The organism is Amycolatopsis sp. FBCC-B4732, from assembly GCF_023008405.1.
GTDB lineage: Bacteria > Actinomycetota > Actinomycetes > Mycobacteriales > Pseudonocardiaceae > Amycolatopsis > Amycolatopsis pretoriensis_A.
The window spans coordinates 3,815,766-3,835,834 of the sequence record NZ_CP095376.1; the positions used below are offsets into that span (position 1 = coordinate 3,815,766).

Annotated in this window: 11 protein-coding genes and 1 pseudogene; 4 read left to right on the forward strand and 8 right to left on the reverse strand. The window is 72.6% G+C overall.

Annotated features, from left to right (window positions below; genetic code table 11):
- Positions 1 to 38: 38 nt before the first annotated feature.
- The 4 genes from MUY14_RS16355 to MUY14_RS16370 form a co-directional block, all read right to left on the reverse strand.
- Positions 39 to 857 (reverse strand): xanthine dehydrogenase family protein subunit M, encoded by an 819-nt coding sequence (locus MUY14_RS16355; RefSeq protein WP_247023870.1) that lies wholly within the window; start codon positions 855 to 857, stop codon positions 39 to 41.
- On the reverse strand, positions 854 to 1,324 hold the full coding sequence (locus MUY14_RS16360; RefSeq protein ID WP_125315271.1) for a (2Fe-2S)-binding protein: 471 nt from the start codon (positions 1,322 to 1,324) through the stop codon (positions 854 to 856). Before MUY14_RS16360 ends, MUY14_RS16355 begins: the two co-directional genes overlap by 4 nt.
- A complete protein-coding gene (locus MUY14_RS16365) occupies positions 1,321 to 3,585 on the reverse strand; it encodes a xanthine dehydrogenase family protein molybdopterin-binding subunit (protein WP_247023871.1) in 2,265 nt (754 codons plus the stop codon). The genes MUY14_RS16360 and MUY14_RS16365 overlap by 4 nt, the downstream gene beginning before the upstream one ends.
- A gap of 79 nt (positions 3,586 to 3,664) precedes the next feature.
- Positions 3,665 to 4,426 (reverse strand): sulfite exporter TauE/SafE family protein, encoded by a 762-nt coding sequence (locus MUY14_RS16370; protein WP_247023872.1) that lies wholly within the window; start codon positions 4,424 to 4,426, stop codon positions 3,665 to 3,667.
- Between the two features lie 217 nt (positions 4,427 to 4,643).
- On the opposite strand from MUY14_RS16370, the gene MUY14_RS16375 reads away from it, so the two are divergent.
- Both MUY14_RS16375 and MUY14_RS16380 read left to right on the forward strand, forming a co-directional pair.
- Positions 4,644 to 7,703, forward strand: a complete 3,060-nt coding sequence (locus MUY14_RS16375) for a discoidin domain-containing protein (RefSeq protein ID WP_247023873.1) — start codon at positions 4,644 to 4,646, stop codon at positions 7,701 to 7,703.
- 82 nt (positions 7,704 to 7,785) lie between these two features.
- Entirely contained in the window at positions 7,786 to 8,832 is a 1,047-nt protein-coding gene (locus MUY14_RS16380) for a LacI family DNA-binding transcriptional regulator (protein WP_247023874.1), read from the forward strand.
- On the opposite strand, the gene MUY14_RS16385 is transcribed toward MUY14_RS16380, so the two are convergent.
- Positions 8,775 to 11,678 (reverse strand): glycoside hydrolase family 3 C-terminal domain-containing protein, encoded by a 2,904-nt coding sequence (locus MUY14_RS16385; RefSeq protein WP_247023875.1) that lies wholly within the window; start codon positions 11,676 to 11,678, stop codon positions 8,775 to 8,777. The two genes, MUY14_RS16380 and MUY14_RS16385, sit on opposite strands and share 58 nt — an antisense overlap.
- Positions 11,675 to 13,351, reverse strand: a pseudogene (locus MUY14_RS16390) (discoidin domain-containing protein); the annotation flags it as partial. The gene MUY14_RS16385 and the pseudogene MUY14_RS16390, both read right to left, overlap by 4 nt.
- A 1,039-nt stretch (positions 13,352 to 14,390) precedes the next feature.
- Between MUY14_RS16390 and MUY14_RS16395 the strand changes: the two are divergent.
- Positions 14,391 to 16,604: a discoidin domain-containing protein gene (locus MUY14_RS16395; RefSeq protein ID WP_247023877.1), complete on the forward strand. Its 2,214-nt coding sequence runs from the start codon at positions 14,391 to 14,393 to the stop codon at positions 16,602 to 16,604.
- Here MUY14_RS16395 and MUY14_RS16400 read toward each other — a convergent pair.
- Entirely contained in the window at positions 16,506 to 18,041 is a 1,536-nt protein-coding gene (locus MUY14_RS16400) for an FAD-dependent monooxygenase (protein WP_247023878.1), read from the reverse strand. The genes MUY14_RS16395 and MUY14_RS16400 overlap by 99 nt on opposite strands.
- On the reverse strand, positions 18,038 to 19,000 hold the full coding sequence (locus MUY14_RS16405) for an MBL fold metallo-hydrolase (RefSeq protein WP_247023879.1): 963 nt from the start codon (positions 18,998 to 19,000) through the stop codon (positions 18,038 to 18,040). Before MUY14_RS16405 ends, MUY14_RS16400 begins: the two co-directional genes overlap by 4 nt.
- 99 nt (positions 19,001 to 19,099) lie before the next feature.
- Between MUY14_RS16405 and MUY14_RS16410 the strand changes: the two genes are divergently transcribed.
- The gene (locus tag MUY14_RS16410) at positions 19,100 to 19,630 is read left to right on the forward strand and encodes a MarR family winged helix-turn-helix transcriptional regulator (RefSeq protein WP_247023880.1); all 531 of its coding nucleotides are present in this window, start codon (positions 19,100 to 19,102) and stop codon (positions 19,628 to 19,630) included.
- The last annotated feature ends 439 nt before the right edge of the window (positions 19,631 to 20,069 follow it).

The window sequence follows — 20,069 nt, forward strand, 5'->3', positions numbered from 1 at the left end:
CCGGCCGGTCCACTGTGGACCGGCCGGGCCTTCGGCGTTCAGGAGCGCGCCGCGGCCTCGGTGAGAGCGCGGCGGGTCAGCACGCGGGCCAGGTGGCGGCGGTACTCCGCCGTCGCGTGCGGCTCGTCCGGCGGGTTCGTGCCCTCCGCGGCCAGCGCCGCCGCGTCCGCGATCGACGCGCCCGCCGCCAGTGCCTCCTCCGTCGCGGTGGCCCGCAGCGGTACGCCGCCCATGTTGATCAGGCCCACCCGGCCGCCGGTGACGGCCACGCCGACCATCGCCCAGTCGATCGCGCGGCGGGTGAACTTCTGGAAGCCCCAGCCCAGCCCGGTCTGGCGGGGCAGCCGGACCTCGGTGAGCAGCTCGTCGGGCTCCAGCGGCGTCGTGAACGGGCCGAGGAAGAACTCCGCCGCCGGGATGCGGCGCTCCCCCGCCGGGCCGCGCGCGACCAGCACCGCGTCCGACGCCAGCACCGCCGCGGGCAGATCGGCCGCGGAGTCGGCGTGCACCAGCGAGCCGCCGAGGGTGCCGCGGTGGCGGACCTGGCGGTCGCCGACCTCGCCGGACGCGTGCGCCAGCAGCGGCGCGTGCTCCCGCAGGACCGGGTCGTGCGCGAGGTCGCTGTAGCGGGACAGCGCACCGATCACGACGTCGTCGCCGTCGAGCCGGACGTAGCGGAGCTCGTCGACCGGGCCGATGTCGACCACGTACTCCGGCGCGGCCAGCCGCAGTTTCATCAGCGGCAGCAGGGAGTGCCCGCCCGCCAGCACCTTGGCCTCGTCGCCGTGCTCGGCGAGCCTGGCCAGCGCTTCGTCCACTGTGGACACACGCTCGTAGCGGAATTCTGCGGGGATCACCGGTCCACCTCCTGACCCGAAGCGTCGATCACGGCGCTGACGATGTTGTGGTACCCCGTGCAGCGGCAGAGGTTGCCCTCGAGCCCGGCCCGGACCTCGTCGCGGGTCGGCTTCGGGTTGTCGTTCAGCAGCGACACCGACGCCATGATCATCCCCGGCGTGCAGAACCCGCACTGCAGGCCGTGCTGCTCGCGAAACGCCCGCTGCACGGGGTGCAGCGACCCGTCCGGCTCCGCCAGCCCCTCGACGGTGGTGACGGCGTGGCCGTCGGCCTGCGCGGCCAGCACCGTGCAGGACTTGACCGACTCGCCGTCGAGCAGCACCGTGCAGGCGCCGCAGGACGTGGTGTCGCAGCCGATGTTCGTGCCGGTGAACCCGGCCGTGTCGCGCAGGAAGTGCACCAGCAACGTCCGGTCCGGCACCTCCTCGGTCACCGGCCGCCCGTTGACCTCGATCGAGACCTTCACCGCGCGCTTCCCTTCCCAGCTTCTTCAAGAGCTTCCCAGACCCGGATCGGGGTCGTGGGCATGTCCAGGTGGTGCACACCGCGCTTCGAAAGCGCGTCGACCACGGCGTTGTGCACCGCCGGCGTCGAACCGATCGTCGCCGCTTCGCCGATCCCCTTGACCCCCAGCAGGTTCCGGTCGGTCGGGGTGGCCATGTCGACGAGCTCGAAGTCCGGCAGCTCGACGGCGGTGACGAACGAGTAGTCCGCCAGCGTCGCGGTCGTCGGGTTGCCGTCTTCGTCGTAGGTGACGACCTCCATCAGCGCCTGCGCCGCGCCCTGCCCGAGCCCGCCGTGGCGCTGGCCGCGGAAGGTGAGCGGGTTGACGATCGGCCCGGCGTCGTCGACCGCGACGATCCGGCGCAGGTCGACCTTGCCGGTCTCGGTGTCGACCTCGACGACGGCGAGGTGCGCGCCGAACGGGAACGTCGGCTTGCCGCCGCCGAACCAGACGTCGGCCGAGAGCTTGCCCTCCCCGGCCGTCTCGGCGACCTGCGCCCAGCTCAGCACCGTGCTCGACGGCGCGCCGCGGACCTGCCACACGCCGCGTTCGGCGTCCAGCTCGAGGTCGTCCGGCGCCGCTTCCAGCAGGTCGGCCGCCAGCTCGCGGGCCTGCGCGATGACCTCGTCGGCCGCCTGCCGGATCGCCGAGCCGCCGAGCTGCAGCGACCGGGAGCCGAACGTGCCGACCGCCTTCGGCACCTCGTCGGTGTCGCCGTGCTTCACGGTGATCTTCTCCAGCGGCACGCCGAGCTGGTCGGACAGCAGCATCGCCAGCGACGTGCCGAGCCCCTGGCCGTGCGGCGAGCTGCCGGTCCACGCGACGACCGAGCCGTCCGGGTGGATGTCGACGCGGCCGCTCTCGCCGCCGGAGTCGCCGCCGGTGATCTCGACGTAGGCCGCGATCCCGAGGCCCAGCTCGACCGGGTCACCGGCTTCGCGCCGCCGCTTCTGCTCGGCGCGCAGTTCGGCGTACCCGGCGGCGTCGAGGACCTTGTCCAGCGCGGCCGCGTACTCGCCCGTGTCGTAGGAGGCGCCGGTCGGCGTCCGGTACGGGAACTCTTCGGGCCGGATGAAGTTGACCCGGCGGACCTCGGCCGGGTCCATCCCGATCTTCGCGGCGAAGACGTCCATCCCGCGCTCGACCGCCGCGGTCGCCTCCGGGCGGCCCGCGCCGCGGTAGGCCGCGATCGGCGTGGTGTTGGTGACGACCCCGCGGCTGCGCGTTTCCACCTTCGGGAACCGGTAGACGCCGACGGCCATCAGCTCGGTCAGCGTCGGCAGGAACAGCGTCCGCGGGTACGCGCCGGCGTCCTGGATGACGTCGAGGCGGTAGGCGAGGACGGTGCCGTCGCGCTTCCCGCCGATGGTGACGGTGTTCAGCTGCCCCCGGCCGTGGGTCATCGCGGTCAGGTTCTCGCTGCGCGACTCCACCCAGCGCACCGGGCGCCCGATCTCCTTGGCGGCCCAGCCCAGCACGGTCGCTTCGGGGTCGGCGCCGATCTTCGCGCCGAAGCCGCCGCCGACGTCGGGCGCGACGACCCGGACGTTCTCTTCGCCGACGCCGAGGCTCGCGGCCAGCTGCGTCCGGGCGATCTGGGCGTTTTGGGTGGACAGCCAGACCGTCAGCCTGCCGTCTTCGCCCCACGCGCACGAAGCACCGCGCACCTCGAGCGGCGCGGGCGCGACGCGCTGGTTCACGATGGTCTGCGAGACGACGACTTCGCAGTCGGCGAAGATGCTCTCGTCGAACTCCGCGACACCGTTGACCTGCACGACGTTGCTGCCGGTTCCGGGGTACAGCAGCGTCTCGTCCGCGAGGGCGGCGCCGATGCTCGCGACGGCGTCGAGGGGTTCGTAGTCGACGTCGACCAGCTCGGCCGCGTCGGCCAGCTGGTAGCGCTCTTCGGTGAGGACCAGCGCGACCGGTTCACCGACGTAGCGCACGACGCCGTCGGCCAGCCACGGTTCCTTGACCGGCCCGGCCGCGTGCGGTTCGAGCCCGAGTTCGGCGGCGGTGAACACGCCGAGCACGCCCGGCGCCGCCTTCGCCTCGCTGACATCGATGCCCCCGATCCGCGCGTGCGCGATGGGGCTGCGGACGAACACCGCGTGTGCGGCTCCGGAAAGCGCTTCCTCCCGCAAATCGTCCACGTAGGTGCCGCCCGCGGTGATCAGGTTCTGATCCTCTTGGCGGACGACCCGGGTTCCGACAATGCTCATCTGGTCTCCTGCTCGCCGTTACCCCGCCGATCATGCCTTGTCCACGGGGGTGCCGTCAGCCCGAGAGCGGGAAAGTCTTTCAGGCGTAAGCCTGCCAGCCGAGCACGGCGGCCAGCCCCAGCCCGGCGATCCCGATCCCGATGCGCAGCGGTGTCGCGGGCAGGTGGCGCACGAGGGTCGAGCCCAGCCACGAGCCGCCGAGCGAACCGAGGCAGACGGCGAGCGCGGCGAGCCAGACGACCTTGCCGGTGCAGGCGAACACGATCGCGGCGAGGAAGTTCGCCGATCCGGTGACCAGGTTCTTCGCGGCGTTCGTCCGGGCGAGCGGCTGGCTCCACACCGAGACGAGCAGGGCGAGCATGAGAACACCGGCGGCGGCACCGAAGTAGCCGCCGTAGATGCCGATGAAGAACGCGGCGACGCCGGTGGCGGGCCGGAGGCCGTGGTGCTCGGCGGCTTCGGCCAGGCGGCGCAGGCGCGGGCCCGCCATCAGGACCACGGCGGCGCCGCCGATGAGCCACGGGACGATCGCGGTGAACGCGCCGGACGGCGTCAGGAGGAGCACGGCTCCGCCGACCGCGCCGCCGACGGTGGTGATGAGGCAGAGCGGGACGATCCGGGCGCGCTGGCCGGCGAGTTCGGGCCGGGCGCCGGCGGCGGCCCCGGCGGTGGTGCCGAGCATGGCGACGGTGTTGGTCACGTTGGCGACGACCGGCGGCAGCCCGGCGGCCAGCAGCGCCGGGTAGGAGACGAGCGAAGCGAGCCCGGCGATGGCCCCGGTGAGCCCGGCGCCCACGCCGGCGAGCACGAGGAGCAGCAGGGTGGCCGGGTCGGTGATCACGTTGTCATCTCAACACGGCGGGCCGGCCCGGCGCCGGTGAGCTTGCTCCCACCAGCGCGGCCCCGAGATCCACGCAAGACCCGCGGTATAGGTCGTTATACGAATTACCCGGGTCTTGTCCGAAACCGGACGGGATCCGCTCCCGGGGTTGCCCGCGCGCCGCCCGCCGTCCCAGAATCCGCGCTGACAAGGTTGTCAACGGCCTGGGAGGTCACGCATGGGCGAGCTCGACCGGCGGCACGCGCTCGCCCTGTTCGGGGCGGCCGGTGCCGCCGCGCTGCTGGTGAACCTGCCCGGCCGGGCGGACGCGGCCGCGGCGCCGCCCGATCCGGTCGCCGCCACGTACCTGCGGGTGCTGCTGCGGCACACCCGCTGGGCCGAGCAGCAGTTCGACGCGAAAGCCGGGATCTACCCGGCCCGCGACTTCACCTTCGCCGTCGTGCTCGGCAACGCCGTCCTCCTCACCCGCGGCGGCTACGACGCCGAGGTCGCGGGCGTCGGCCAGGACACGCTCAAGGCCCACACCCTCGCCACGCTCCGGCACTTCGCCGCGTCCAACCTGCTCACCGGCGGGACCGAGTGGGGCCGCAAGCTGTTCTTCGACACCACCTTCCAGTCGTACTTCCTGCTCGCCGCCCGTCTACTGTGGACGGACCTGGACACCGCGACGCGGGCGAACGTCGAACGCATCGCGACCGGACAGGCCGCGTACACGACGGCGCTCGGCAGCGGCGACGACCCGGCCTCCGGCAGCTGGACCCCCAACGGCCTCCAAGGCGGCCACGTCGGCGACACGAAACTGGAAGAAATGGGTGTCTACGCCCAATCCCTCGCCCCGGCGCTGGCCTGGGCGCCGGCCGACCCGCGCGCGCAGGCGTGGCGCGACGCCTTCGGCACCTGGAGCCGCAACGAAGCCGGGCTGCCCGCGGCCGACCTGGCCAACCCGCGGCTCGTCGACGGCCGTCCGGTCAGCGCCAACACCGCCACCAACCTCTACGACACCTTCCTCGTCGAGAACCACGGCTCGTTCGGCCCGCACTACCAGGAAGAGCTCTGGCGCACGTCCGGCCGCAACGCGATGCACTTCCTCGCCGCCGGGACGCCGCTGCCCGAGGTGCTCACCGCGCAACCGAACGGCGAACTGCTCTGGCGCACCATGCTGCTCATGACCAGCGACGCCGGCGAACCGCTGATGCCGATGGTCGCCGACCGCGAGCACCTCTACGGCCGCGACGTCATCCCGCTCGCCTTCCGCGCCCAGGTCCTCGGCGACCGCTACGCCGCCTACGCCGAGGCGCAGCTGGCCGGCCGGCTCGAGCCGTACCAGGCTTACCCGCCCGCCGACCGGATCACGAAGTTCTCCGGGGAGCCGAAGTACGAGCCGGAGGCCCGTGCCGAACTCGCCATCAGCTACCTGCTGCACGAGTGGCGGGCGAGCCACGGCGGCCGGGTCACGCCGGTGCGCAAGGACGAGTTCGACGCCCACGCCGCCGGGGTCGCCGACTTCGGGACCGGGCCGGGGCTGCTCGCCCACCGCTCCCCCGGCGCCTGGGCGGGCACCGTGACCAAGCCCGGGTTCGTCAAGTTCGCCTGGCAGCCGCACCACGACGACTGGCTCTTCGTGCTCGGCGGCGCCAACCCCGCGCTGCTGCCCGCGACGAACATCGCCGTGCGCGAACGCCACGCGACGACGTACGAGAAGGTCCGCGACGGCTTCGACGGCACCGTCGGCGTCCTGCGCTTCGACACCGGGTACGCCGCCCTCGCCACCCTGCCCACCGGCGCCGCCGTCTACGCGAGCACCGGCGTCGCCGAGAGCGAAGGCGTCCTGAACGTCCACAACCTCGCCATGCCCGGCGTGCCCGGCCTCGACGGCGACCGCAGCTACACCGCGGCCGAAGGCACCGTGACCGTCGAGGCGCAGGCCGGGCCGGCCGGCGCGCGCACCGACGACGTCACCTTCGCGCCGGTCACCGCGCGGTACGTCCGGATGCTCGGCGTCCAGCCGGACCCGCAGTACGGCTACTCGCTCTGGGCGTTCGAGGTCCGCGACGGCGAGGGCCCCGACCTCGCCCGGGCCGGCACGGCGACGGCTTCCTCCGCGACGGCGGGCAAAGAAGCGAAGTACGCCACCGACGGCGACCCGGCGACGCGCTGGGCGGTGTCCACATCGGACCGGACGCGCGCGGACAGCTGGCTCGCCGTCGACCTCGGCGCCCCCGCGTCCCTCGATCGCGCGCGGCTGAGCTGGGAGGCGGCCGCCGGGCGGAAGTACCGGATCGAAACCTCGCCCGACGGCGTGACCTGGACAGCGGTGGCGACCTACCCGGTCCCGGCGCTGCGCAGCACCGGCGGCCGGCTGGACATCGACGGGCGGGCCGGGATCGTCGTCGACAGCCCGAACCCGCTCACCGTCACCGGCGACCGCGTCACCCTCTCGGACGGCCCCGCCGCGCCCCTGCTCGCGGAGCTGTACCCGGCACCGGCCGGCGCGAAGCCGTCCGGACGCGTCACGACCACCGCGCCGGCGGTCCGGGCGAGCGTCACCGACGGCTTCCTCGTGCTGGTCAACCTTTCCGGTACCGCTGCCGCGGGCACCGCGGAGCTCCCGCAGAACCGGCCGGAGAAGCGGCTCTACCGCGGGGAACAGGTCCTCACGACGACCGGGACCACGTTCACGCTGGACCTCGCGGCCGCCGAAGGCCGCGTCGAACCCCCGCGGTTCACCGTGCGCGGCCCGGCCGGGCTGAAGGCGGTCGTGCGCGACGCGAGCCGCGTCGACCTCACCGCGCCGGGGGCGCTGCCGTCGGTCGTCACGGTGACACCGGACGGCGGCCGCGCGCGGGCGGTGGTGCTGCCACCCCGCCGGACGGTGCCCGTCGTGTTCGGCGAGCTCCGGCCCCACCCCCTGGCCGACCTCGCGCTCGGCGCCCGTGCCTTCCCCGCCGAACCGCTGCCGCCCGGGATGTCGAGCCCGGCCGCCGCGGTCGACGACGACCCGGCGACCGCGTGGCGGCCCGGCCCCGGCGGCCGGCTGGTCGTCGATCTCGGCGCGGTGACCGCGGTTTCCCGGGTCGAGCTGGCCTGGACGCCCGGGCGCGTGCCCGCCGCCACGGTGGAAACCAGCACCGACGGCGTCACCTACACCACCGCGGGCCCGGCGGGCCGTGGCCGCACCGCCACCGTGAAGATCACCGGGCCGGCCCGGTACGTCGCCGTCCGGACGGACTGGCGCAGCGGCGACGCGGGTCTCACGCGGTTGTCCGGGTGGACTTGATCGATTTCGGACCGGTCGCGGCGGGGCCCGGGGCGAGTACCTTGGCACCACAGGACTTGCCACCCCCCGCTCGGGAGGACGGATGCGCGTCACGATCGCCGAGGTCGCCCGCCGCGCGCGGGTGAGCAAGACGACCGTGTCCAGGGTCCTCAACAACAAAGCCGATGTGGACGCCGCGACCGCGATCCGGGTGCGCGAGGTGATCGCCGCGACCGGGTACATCCCCAGCGCCGGCGCGGTCGGCCTGGCCCGCGGCGTGACCCGCACGGTCGGGATGCTCGTGCCGGGGCTGACCTGGCCGTGGATGGGCGAAGTGCTGCAGGGCGTCGCCGACGTCGTGGAGTCGAAGGGCTACGGCCTGCTGCTGTCCACCGCCAACCGCGGCGCCGAATCCCTGGACGAGTTCTCGCGGCAGGTGTCGGCGAAGGCGTTCGACGGCCTGCTGCTCATCGAACCGCCGGACGCGGTGCGCCACCTGCGCGTCCTGCACGACTCCGGGCTGCCGGTGGTGGTGATCGACGACCGCGGCCGCCGTCCCGCGTTCCCCTCGGTGGGCACGGACAACCGCCACGGCGGCGCGGTGGCGGCCCGCCACCTGCTCGCCACCGGCCGCGCCCGGCTGGCCACGGTCACCGGGCCGCGCGACTTCGGCTGCACCGCCGACCGCCTCAACGGGTTCAACGAAGCCGTCCTCGACGCCGGGCTGACGCTCGACTCCCGGCTGATCATCGAAGGCGACTTCACGAGCGAAAGCGGTGAAGCCGCGATCCTCCAGCTGCTGGCGTCGGGCCCGGAGTTCGACGCGGTGTTCGCGCACAACGACCTCACCGCGGCCGGCGTGCTGGCCGGGCTGCGCAAGTCCGGGCGCGCGGTGCCGGGGGACGTCGCCGTGGTCGGCTTCGACGACATCCCCCTGGCCGCGCACACCCAGCCGCCGCTGACGACGATCCGCCAGCCGCTGCGGGCCATGGGCGAGACGGCGGCCCGGCAGCTGCTCGCGCAGCTCGCCGGGGCGCCGCCGCCGGGACGGCCGCTGATCGTCCCGACCGCACTGGTGGTCCGGGAATCGACTCAGGAAACGGTCAGCGCGCCCGACAGGGGCACGTTCCGCGACGAGTCGCCGACGTAGACGCGGTACTGCCCCGCGTTCGCCGTCCACGAACCGGTCCAGTGCGCCAGGTCCCGCGGGGTGAGCGGGAACGACACGGCCTGGCTCTGCCCGGGGTTCAGCTGGACCTTCTTGAACCCTTTCAGCTGCTTGGGCGGCTCCCCGTTGCCGGCGGGCTGCCCGACGTAGAGCTGGACGACGTCGGCGCCGGCCCGCGTGCCGGTGTTGGTCACCGTCGCCGTCACGGTGGCGGTGCCGTTGATCCCCTGCGGCGTGACGACCAGGTTCGAGAACCCGAACGTCGTGTACGACAGGCCGAAGCCGAACGGGAACAGCGGGTCGAGGTTGCGGCTGTCGTACCAGCGGTAGCCGACGTTGAGCCCTTCGGAGTACTCGATCCGGTCGTTGGCGCCCGGGAACTGCTGGACGTTCGCCGTCGGCAGGTCGGCGAGCTGCTTCGGGAAGCTGACCGGCAGCTTGCCAGAGGGGTTGACGTCGCCGTAGAGCAGCGACGCGATCGCGTTGCCGTTCTCCTGGCCCGGGTACCAGCCCTCGATCACCGCGGCGACCTTACCCAGCCACGGCATGGTCACCGCCGAGCCGGTGTTGAGCACGACGACCGTGCGCGGGTTGGCCGAGGCCACGGCGTCGATCAGGTCGTTCTGCTGGTGCTGCAGATCGATCGTCTCGAGGTCCTCGGTCTCGGATTCGCCGTAGCTGGCGAACACGATGGCCACGTCCGCGGTGCGCGCCTGGGCCACCGCGGCCGGGATGTTCGGCGTCTGGACGTGCTCACCCGCGCCGTCCACATAGGACACCGTGACGCCGGTCCCGGCCCGCGCCCTGATCCCGTCGATCGGGTTCACCGACGCCGGTGACGGGTTCACCTTGGCGCTGCCGCCGCCGATGTTCTGCGGGTCGATCCCGTCGCCGCCGGAGAGCGCGATCGATTTCGTCGAAGCGGTCAGCGGCAGGACGCCGGTGTTCTTCAGCAGCACCGACCCGGCCGCGGCGACGTCCCGCGCGGTCGTCACGTTGGCCGCGTTCGTCACGACCGACTGGGGTGTCCCCCGCCGGGCCCGGTCGAAGACGCCGAACCGGAACATCTGCGTGAGCACCCGCCGGACCATGTCGTCGACGCGCGCCTGCGTGACCTCGCCGCGCGAAACGGCGTCGAGCAGGCCCTGGCCGAAGAACGCACCGCCGGGCATCTCCATGTCCAGCCCGCCATTGGCCAGCTGCCGCGGGCCGCCGGTCGCCGAACCCCAGTCGGAGCCGACGAAGCCGCCCCAGTTCGCGTCCTGCTTGATCGCCGTGGTGAGCACGCCGCTGTTCTGGCACGCGGGAACGCCGTTGATCTGGTTGTAGGCGCACATCATCGACGCGACCTGGCCCTGGCTCGCCACCTGCTGGAACGCCGGCAGGTACAGCTCGTGCAGGGTCCGGTCGTCGACGATGACGTTGTCCGACGGCGTGCCGCGCGACGCCCCGGCCTCGACGTTGTAGGCGGCCGCGTGCTTGGCCTGCGCCAGTACGCCCTGGCTCTGGATGCCCTGGATCGTCGCGGTCCCGGCCGCCCCGGCGAGGTACGGGTCCTCGGCGTAGGTCTCGAAGTTCCGGCCCCACCGCGGATCGCGGACCAGGTTGATCGTCGGGCCGAGCGCGATGTCGACGCCCTTCCCGGCGAACTCGGCACCCATCGCCGTGCCGTACCGGTTCAGCAGGCCGGTGTCCCAGGTCGCCGCGGCCGTCACCGGCGCCGGGAACTGGGTGACGCCGTCGAGGCCGTCGCCGACCCCGGCCGGCCCGTCCTGCAGGCCGAGCGCCGGGATGCACAGCTCGGGCACGGCGTCGGTGTTGCCGATGTACGGCCCGGTGGCGCCGTTGCCGTGCAGCACCTTCACCTTCTGCTGCGGGGTCATCGCGGCCATCAACTGGGTGACCCGGTCCGCGACCGGAGCCGTGGAGCCGACCCACGGGCACCCGGTCGGCGGCGGTGCGCTGTCGGCGGTGTGCACGGCGAACTCCCACAGCGAGACGCCCCACTGGGTGGCCCGTGCGGTGGCGTTCACCCGGACGTACCGCGCCGTGCCCGAAACGGCCGGGTGTTCGGTGCCGCCCGCCCCGGTGACGGTCGCCGCCGTCGTCCACGACGTCCCGTTGGTCGACAACTGGACCGTGTACGCACTCGCGTACGCCGCCTCCCAGGTCAGGTCGACGCCGCAGACCTGGCGGGCGCTGCCGAGGTCGACCTGGAGCCACTGCGGGTCGGTGGCCAGGCTCGACCACCTCGTCCCGCCGTCGCCGTCGACGGCCGCGCTCGCCGGGAACGCGTCCGACTGGACGCTCGACGCGGTCGCGGGCTGGCGCAGCGCAGCGTTCGCACTGCCGCACGCCTGGGCCGAGCCGTCGCCGAAGACCTGGAACTCCCACAGCGACACGCCCCACTGGGTCGCGCGCTGGGTGGTGGTCAGCCGGACGTAACGGCCGCTGCCCGACACCAGCAGCGTCTGGGTGCCGCCGGTGCCGGTCGTGGTCGAGTACACGGTGCTCCACTGGCCGCCGTCCGCCGAGGCCTGGATCGTGAACGCCTTGGCGTAGGCCGCCTCCCACTGGAGGACGACCTGGTTCAAGGGGTGCACCGAACCGAGGTCGACCTGCAGCGTCTGCGGATCGGCGGCGAGGCTGGACCAGCGCGTGCCCGGGTCGCCGTCGACCGCCGCGCTCGCCGGGAAGGCGGCGTTCTCGGTGGAGGACGCGGTCACGGCGTGCCCCTGCGAGAGCAGCGCGGGGGCCGCCTGGGCGGCGAGCGGTGGGACGGCGAGCAGGCCCGCCGTCACCACCGCGGCGAGGACGAGCCGCCTCACTGGTAGACCCGCACGTAGTCGATCACCATGTCCTGCGGGAGCACGGTGCCCGCGCCCGGCGGGCCGGGGAAGTCCCCGCCGATGGCGTTGTTGAGGATCAGGAAGAACGGGTGGTCGTACACCCACGGGCCCCGCGTGCTCTCGACCGTGTCGCGGTTGATCGTCTCGAAGGCGTTTCCGTCGACGTAGAAGGTCATGTGCGAGGCGTCCCAGTCGAGCCCGAACTTGTGGAACCCGGCGGCGACGTCCTGCCCGAGGTCCAGGGGTGCGCCGATGCCGCCCGCACCGTTGTACGCCGGGGCGTGGATGGTCGAGTAGGCCAGGTTCGGCGACTTCCCGACGTGTTCCATGATGTCGATCTCACCGCAGTTGGGCCACGGCGTGCCGCTGAAGAAGTTGGCGCCCAGCAACCAGAACGCGGGCCACAGCCCCTGCGTGCCGGACACCTTGATGTTGGCCTCGACGTGCCCGTAGGTGAAGCTGAACTTGCCGGCGGTGTTGATCCGGCCGGAGGTGTACTGGCAGGTGCCGCTGCCGCTGACCGGGTCGACCGGGCAGGCGCTGCCCGGCGTGGCTTCGCGGCGGACCTGGATGACGAGGTTCCCGCGGCCGTCCTGCTTGGCGTTGTTGTTGTTCGTGTAGTACTCGAGCTCGTTGTTGACGCCCGCGCCGGTCTCGGCGGTCCACTTGCTCGCGTCCGGGTTCGCGCCCGCGGCCCCGTTGAACTCGTCGCTCCAGACCAGCGTGCCCGGGAAGTGCGGAGCGGGCGGCACGGGCGGCGGGGGCGTCGGGTTGCCGCCGGTGCCGTAGACGTCGAAGCCCCACAGCGAGTAGCCGTAGCCGTTCGAGCGGGCGGTGCCGTACATCCGGACGTACCGGCCGGACCCGTTGACGGTCAAAGTTTCCTTGAACCCCTTGCCGCTGGTGGTCGAATAGAGCGAGGTCCAGTTCGCGTTGTCGTTCGACACCTGGATCTGGTAGGCGACGGCGTAGGCCGGATCCCACTGCAGGACGACCTGGTGGATCGCGGCGGTGGCCCCGAGGTCGACGGTGATCCAGCCGGGGTCGACCCAGCCGGTGGTGGCGCTCGTCGCCCAGCGCGTGGCGGGGTCGTGGTCGAACGCCTTCGCCGGGAGGCACCCGGGGCAGGCGCCGTCGTCCTGGTAGGAGGACGCCGTGCCGGACTTGCCGTAGGACAGCAGGGCATCGCCGGGCTGGGTGGTGCCGCCCCCGCCGTAGACCTGGAACTCCCAGAGCGAGTAGCCGTACTGGGTGGCCCGCTGGGTCCCGGTGAGCCGTACGTACCGGCCGCTGCCGGTGACGTTCAGGGTCTGGCTGCCGCCGGTCGCGGTGGTGGTCGAGTAGAGGGACGTCCAGGTGGCGCCGTCGGCGGAGGCCTGGATCGTGAAGGCCTTGGCGTACGCGGCTTCCCAGGTGAGGACGACCTGGGACAGCTGCTGGGTGGAGCCGAGGTCGACCTGGAGCCATTGGGGGTCGCCGAAGGCGCTGGACCACCGGGTACCGGCGTCACCGTCGACGGCGGCCGACGCGGGGAAGGCACCGGATTCGGTGGACGACGCCGTGACGGGGCGGCCTTGGGAGAGCAGAACGGGAGCGGCCTGGGCAGCCGGCGCGGTGAAGAGGGCGGCGAGGGTGAGCGCGAGGACGGCGAGGGCGGTCCAGCGAGCCCCGACCCACCGGCGCCCGGTCCGGAGCGAGCCGGCCCGGCGGGCTCCGGTCCGACCGGCCCCGGTCCAGCCAGTTCCGGCCCGGCGCCGGGCAGTGATCCGGCGGGTCCCGGTCCAGCCAGTTCCGGCCCGGCGCCGGGCAGTGATCCGGCGGGTCCCGGTCCAGCCAGTTCCGGCCCTGCGGCCGGCAGTCCGGCCGGCCCCAGACCGGCGGCCCTCAGTTCCCTCGGTTCCGGCCGGGCCGTCGACGGGCCGGACCGGGCCACTCCAGTCGGCCGCCAGCCGGGGCGAACCACCACCCCCGTCGGCCGCCGGTCGAGGCGAACCACCACCCCCGTCGGCCGCCGGCCGGGGCGAACCACCACCCCAGCGAGCCCCCAGCCAACGAACCCCGGTCCGGCGGGATCCGGTCCAGCTTCCCCCGGCCCACCAGCCGGCGGGCCGGAGCGAGCCGGCCCGGCGGGCGGCACGTGGCACCACCCCACCCACCCGGGCGGATCTCGTTCCTCCCCCGGCGGCTGCGGACGGAGTGGTCTTCGGCGTGCGGCGTTGCATGGGCACCTCCACGGCGAACCGGCGCCGGGGCGGCCTTGCCCCGGCGCGGATCGGCTCACGTGGCCCTCGGCGCGAGTGTGGGTCCCGGCCGTCGGCACGCTCTTAGTTCAGGATATAAATAAAGAGCCGTAAAATGTCAACTTCCCTGCGCCGGACGGTCGCGGACCACGGCCGGGATTGGTCCGGGAGAACGAATCCGCGCCGGATCCTTGACTCCGCCGAACCCCGCGGTGTTGACTTCGACCCGCTGGAACCGGTTCCGTGACCGCCACCCGGATCGGTTCTCCGCGTCACGCACACCCTCGGGCTGACCGGTTCGCGCCGTCGCACCCACCCTGGTACCGCTCCTCCGGCTCACGGTGCCGGCGGGTGCCGGGGCGCGAACCCGCCGCACCACCCGACGCCGGCGCGAGCTGTGGGGCTCGCCCGGTCCCTTTCGCACGTCCTCCCCCGATCAGCAGGCAGGCCGATGAGATCAACGACGTTCTCCCCCGTACACCGCCTCCTCGTCATCGCCACCACCTTCGTCACCGCGGTCACCACCGCGGCGGTGGTCGGCGCCGCGCCGGCCCAGGCCGCCGCGTGCGGGACGACCAACCTCGCCCAAGGCCGCACCACGACCGCGTCGTCCGCCGAAAACGGCGGCACCCCCGCGTCCGCCGCGGTCGACGGCAACGCCGGCACGCGCTGGTCCAGCGCGTTCAGCGACCCGCAGTGGCTCCAGGTCGACCTGGGCTCCGCCCAGCAGCTCTGCGACGTGGCGCTCACCTGGGAAGCCGCGTACGCGAAAGCGTTCAGCGTGCAGCTCTCGAGCAACGGCACGAGCTGGACCGACGCGTACACGACGACCACCGGCACCGGCGGCACGCAGACCGTGCCCGTCACCGGCACCGCCCGCTACCTGCGGGTCTACGGCACCCAGCGGGCGACCGGCTACGGCTACTCCCTGTGGGAAGTGGCCGTGCACGGCACCGGCGGCGGCACCACGATCCCGCCGACCGACCCGCGCAACCCCGACCTCGGGCCGAACGTCTCGGTATTCGACCCGTCGACGCCGGCCGCGACGATCCAGAACCGGCTGACGCAGCTGGCGAACCAGCAGCACACCAACCAGTTCGGCAACGAGCGCTACGCCGTGCTGTTCAAGCCCGGCAGCTACAACGCCGACGTCAACCTCGGCTTCTACGAACAGGTGGCGGGCCTCGGCCTCTCCCCCGACGACGTCAACCTCAACGGCCACGTCCGCGTCGAGGCGGATTGGCTGCAGCAGGGCGACAACCCGAACAACAAGGGCAACGCGACCCAGAACTTCTGGCGCTCCGCCGAGAACCTCTCGGTGACGCTGCCCGCCGGGCAGGTCGAGCGCTGGGCCGTCGCGCAGGCGGCACCGTACCGCCGGATGCACCTCAAGGGCAGCCAGATCCAGCTGTGGAACGGCGGCGACGGCTGGGCCAGCGGCGGCCTGATCGCCGACAGCAAGATCGACGGCGTCGCCGTTTCCGGGTCGCAGCAGCAGTTCCTCACCCGCAACAGCGAGCTCGGCGGCTGGCAGGGTGGCGTCTGGAACATGGTGTTCGTCGGTTCCACCGGCACCCCGCCGGCGTCGTTCCCGAACCCGCCCGAAACGGTCGTCGGCCAGACGCCGGTGATCCGCGAGAAGCCGTTCCTCTACGTCGACGGCTCGGGCAGCTACAACGTGTTCGTCCCGGCGCTGCGGCAGAACTCGCAGGGCACGAGCTGGGGCCACGGCGCGCCGGCCGGGCAGTCGATCTCGCTGAGCGAGTTCTACGTCGCACACCCGTCGGACTCGGCGGCGACCATCAACGCCGCCCTCGCCGCGGGCAAGAACCTGCTCGTGACGCCCGGTGTGTACCACCTCGACCAGGCGCTGAACGTCACCCGCCCGGACACCGTGGTGCTCGGCCTCGGCCTGGCGACGTTGCTGCCCACCAACGGGAACGCGGCCATCACGACGTCCGATGTGGACGGTGTGAAGATCGCGGGCCTGCTCGTCGACGCGGGCGCGGTGAACTCGCCGGTGCTCGTGCAGGTCGGCCAGCCGGGGTCGAACGCCAACCACGCGGCCGACCCGACGTCGCTGCACGACGTGTTCTTCCGGATCGGCGGCGCGGCCGTCGGCAAGGCCACGCAGACGCTGGTGGTGAACTCGAACAACGTCATCGGCGACCACATGTGGCTGTGGCGCGGCGACCACTCGAACGGCGTCGGCTGGAACGTCAACACCGCGGCCAACGGCCTGGTCGTCAACGGCGCGAACGTGACGATGTACGGCCTGTTCGTCGAGCACTACCAGCAGTACGAGGTGCTCTGGAACGGCAACGGCGGGCGGACGTACTTCTTCCAGAACGAAATGCCGTACGACCCGCCGGACCAGGCGTCCTGGACCAGCGGCGGCGGCCGGCAGGGCTGGGCGGCGTACAAGGTGGCCGATTCGGTGACCAGCCACGAAGGCTGGGGCCTGGGCAGCTACTGCTTCTTCAACACCAATCCGTCCATCGTGGCCAGTCACTCCTTCGAGGTGCCGAACACCAGCGGGGTCAGGTTCCACAACCTCGTTTCGGTCTCACTCGGCGGCGTCGGCACGATCGCGCACGTCATCAACGATTCGGGTGACGCCGCGAACACCGGGCACCAGGTGAGCCCGCTGGTCAGCTACCCGTAGGACGGCGGCGACGTACGCGTCCGGGCGGACCAGCCAGGCTTCGCCCGGACGCGCACCCAGCGCCCCGCCCACCGGGATCTCCACCGCCCGCGTCCCTTCGGCTCGCACGCCGGGGGTCGTCAGGACGAGGAAACCCCGGCGGGCCAGGTCACGCAACCGTCCATTCTCGACGGTGACGTCCGGCAGCAGCACCCCCGGCCCCGGCGGCGGCAGCGTCCCCCGCCGGGGCCGTCCGGCGTGCGGGCGCGCCGGATCGGGCGTGGTCAACGGCGAATCCGCGTACCAGAACGGTTCGGCGAGCCGGCCCGAGTCGACTTGCTCGTGCACCGCCGGGTCGGTGGCGGCGCGGGTGAGGACGTCCAGGCGGCGCGCGCGCTGCCCGTCGTCCTGCGGCACCAGGAAGTCCATGGTCGCGGTCGTGACCGCCGCGTTCTCGGCGGCCGCCGCGTGGCGCTCGGTGTGGTAGCTCTCCAGCAGCTCCTCTTCGGCGTGGCCGCGCAGGACCCAGGCGAGCTTCCAGGCCGCGTTCTCCGCGTCGGCGACGCCGGAGTTGAGCCCGCGCGCCCCGAACGGCGCGACCAGGTGCGCGCAGTCGCCGGCCAGCAGCACGCGACCGACGCGCATCCGGTCGACGAGCCGCGTGTGGAAGCGGTACACCGAGCGCCAGACGACCTCGTACGGCCGGTCGCCGATGATCGCCCGGATCCGGTGGTCGAGGGCGCCACCGGTCTCCTCGGCCGCGAGGTCGTAGTCGTCGGGGACCTGCCAGTCGATGCGGAACTGCGAACCCGGGCACGGGTGGATGAGCACCTGGCGGCCCGGGTTCCACGGCGGGTCGAAGTGGAACCGGCGCTCGGCCGCCCAGCCCGGCAGGTCGGCACGGATGTCGCAGATCAGGAACAGGTCGCCGAAGGAGAACCCGGCGAGCTGCTGTCCGAGGGCCCGCCGCACGGTGTCTCCCCGCGAGCCCGCGCACGCGATCGCGTAGTCGGCTTCGATCCGGCGCGGCCCGTCCCGGGTTTCGCACTGGATTTCGACGCACCCGGGCTGCATGACGCCGGTGACGCGGTGCCCGCGCCGGACGTCGATCAGCGGCTGCTCGGCGATCAGCGCGTCGAGGACTTCCTCGACGCGCGCCTGCGAGATGTTGACGAACGGCGGGAGCGCGGACCCGCCGTCGGGCAGCTTCAGCGAGAACAGCTCGGTCTCGCGGTGGAACGTCCGGGCGGTCGTCCAGGTGAGCCCTTCCTCGGCGAGGCACCCCGCGCCGAGCGACGCCCAGACGTCCAACGTGTCCCGTTGCTGGCAAATCGCCTTGGACCCCACGGGGTCGCGCACCTCGTGCTCGTCGACGAGCACCACCGGCACACCCCAGCGCGCGAGCAGCAGCGCGGCCGTCTGACCGACCGGGCCGCCGCCGAGGATCGCGACCGTCATCCTTGGAGCTGGTCCCAGACTTCACGGTCGCGTTCGGCGGTCCACACCACCGGCCGTTCGATGCCGCCGAGCTCGTCCCAGAGCCGCGAGACGTCGAAGGGCAGGCAGTGCTCGAAGATCGGCCAGTGCCCGTACTGGTCGTTCAGGGCCGCGTGGGTGCGCTCGAAGGCGTCCTTGAGCGTGCCGCCGGCGTCGCGGACCGCGCCGACCTCACGGATCATGGTGCGCAGGAAGTGCCGGGTCTGCGCGACGGCGGCATCGACGGCGTCCCGGCCCCGGCTCACCCCACCGCGCCCGCCGATCAGCGTCTCCGCGCCGAACTCGCCGACGCGGTCCAAAGTGGATGAAGCCCAGTCCCGGTGGAAAGCGTCCCCGGTGTACAGCGCGGCTTCGGCCTCGACGAGGTCACCGGCGTAAAGGATCTTCTGCCGCGGCAGCCAGGCGACGATGTCGCCTTCGGTGTGCCCACGCCCGCAGTACTGGAGGACGAGATCGCCGCGCTCGCCACCGAGGTCGATGGTGAGCCGGTCGGAGAAGGTCAGCGTCGGCCAGGTAAGGCCGGGGACGGAGTCCGCGCCTTTGGCCAGCCGCGGCATCCGCCCGAATTCACTGGCCCAGTCCTCCTTCCCGCGCTCGGCGACCAGCGCCCGGGTGTTCTCGTGCGCGACGATGACTTCGGCGTCGAACGCGGAGGCGCCGAGCACGCGCACGGCGTGGTAGTGGCTCAGCACCAGGTAGCGCACGGGTTTGCCGGTGTGCTCCCGCAGCTTGGCGAGCCACTCACGGGCCGCGACGGGAGTGGCCAGCGCCTCGAAGCAGACGAGGAAGTCCTCGCCCTCGATGGCACCGATGTTGGGGTCGCCCTCGGCGGTCAGCGCGTAGACCCCGTCGTCCAGGACTTCCAGGGTCTGCGCCTTCTCCGCCAGGTCGGCCGAAGAGGCGAAAGCTTTCTTCGTCACGGCTCGGGCTCCTTGATCGTCAAAGGATTGACTATCTTTCGGCCAGGCTAGCCCGCCGGCCCGCCGCACGGAACCCCCGCGTCGCCTAACCTTGGCCGCATGACCGACCGACCGGCCGACCTCGACTACCTCTCGTTCGTCGACTACGCGATCGGGAAGACGCAGGCCGAGCTCCCCGCAACCGACCCGGTGGCCATGCGCCTCGGCCTGACCCTCCACCGCCTCGCCGGAGCCCTGGTCTACGACTGGGAGTCGACGGTCCACCGCCCCCGGGGCTGGAGCTGGGGAGGGTTCCGGGTGCTGTTCGTGCTGTGGCTGGCCGGCCCCCTGGAGTCCCGCCACGTGGCGCGCCTGGCGGGCATGAGCCGAGCGGCGGTGTCGGCACTGGTCAAGACCCTGGAGCGCGACGGCTTGGTGACGCGCGCGGCGGTCCCCCGCGACCGCCGCGCGGTCGAGCTGGACCTGACGAAGGAGGGCCGCGCATCGGTGGCGGAGGCGTACCAGGAGCACAACGCCCGCGAGCAGGCGTGGTCGGCTTCGCTCACGCCGGAGGAGCGAACGGTGCTGATCGGCCTGCTCGAGAAGCTGACAACCGGCCCGGCAGCGGCGACAGCCCAGCGACTGACCTAGCCGGCGAGGCCTTTATTCGGACGAGCAGCAGCGGCGGCCCGGACGGCTGAGCCGTGAACGAACGCCTGACTGCCCCTTCGTCCAGCTGACGAGGGCGCGGACCGTGGCGATGATGACCAGCTGCGGCGGGCACCTCACGGCACGGAGCGGTGCACCATGGCACGCAATCACTACGGCGACCCACCGCCCAGCTCACGACCCGACGATGCTTTGGCCCGGATAGCCAATGAAAGACGGCGACAAGCAGCTGCGGAGACGGGCTCAGCACCTGACTTCGTCCGGGCGATTAGTGCGCATGACGAGCGGACACTGCGGCGGATGGGCGCCCGCCTGCAGTCCGAGCGATCAAGCGTGAAGCGGTGAACGAGCTGCGGTCGATGCCTTGGCCTGGATGATCCCGTAGACGAGGACGGGCTGCCACCACAGCAGCCGATCGACC

Bases quoted from the DNA above. Each gene is read 5' to 3' on its own strand.
- MUY14_RS16410 (WP_247023880.1), top strand. From the start codon at position 19,100: ATGACCGACCGACCGGCCGACCTCGACTACCTCTCGTTCGTCGACTAC.
- MUY14_RS16365 (WP_247023871.1), bottom strand. From the start codon at position 3,585: ATGAGCATTGTCGGAACCCGGGTCGTCCGCCAAGAGGATCAGAACCTG.
- MUY14_RS16375 (WP_247023873.1), top strand. From the start codon at position 4,644: ATGGGCGAGCTCGACCGGCGGCACGCGCTCGCCCTGTTCGGGGCGGCC.
- MUY14_RS16400 (WP_247023878.1), bottom strand. From the start codon at position 18,041: ATGACGGTCGCGATCCTCGGCGGCGGCCCGGTCGGTCAGACGGCCGCG.
- MUY14_RS16380 (WP_247023874.1), top strand. From the start codon at position 7,786: ATGCGCGTCACGATCGCCGAGGTCGCCCGCCGCGCGCGGGTGAGCAAG.
- MUY14_RS16395 (WP_247023877.1), top strand. From the start codon at position 14,391: ATGAGATCAACGACGTTCTCCCCCGTACACCGCCTCCTCGTCATCGCC.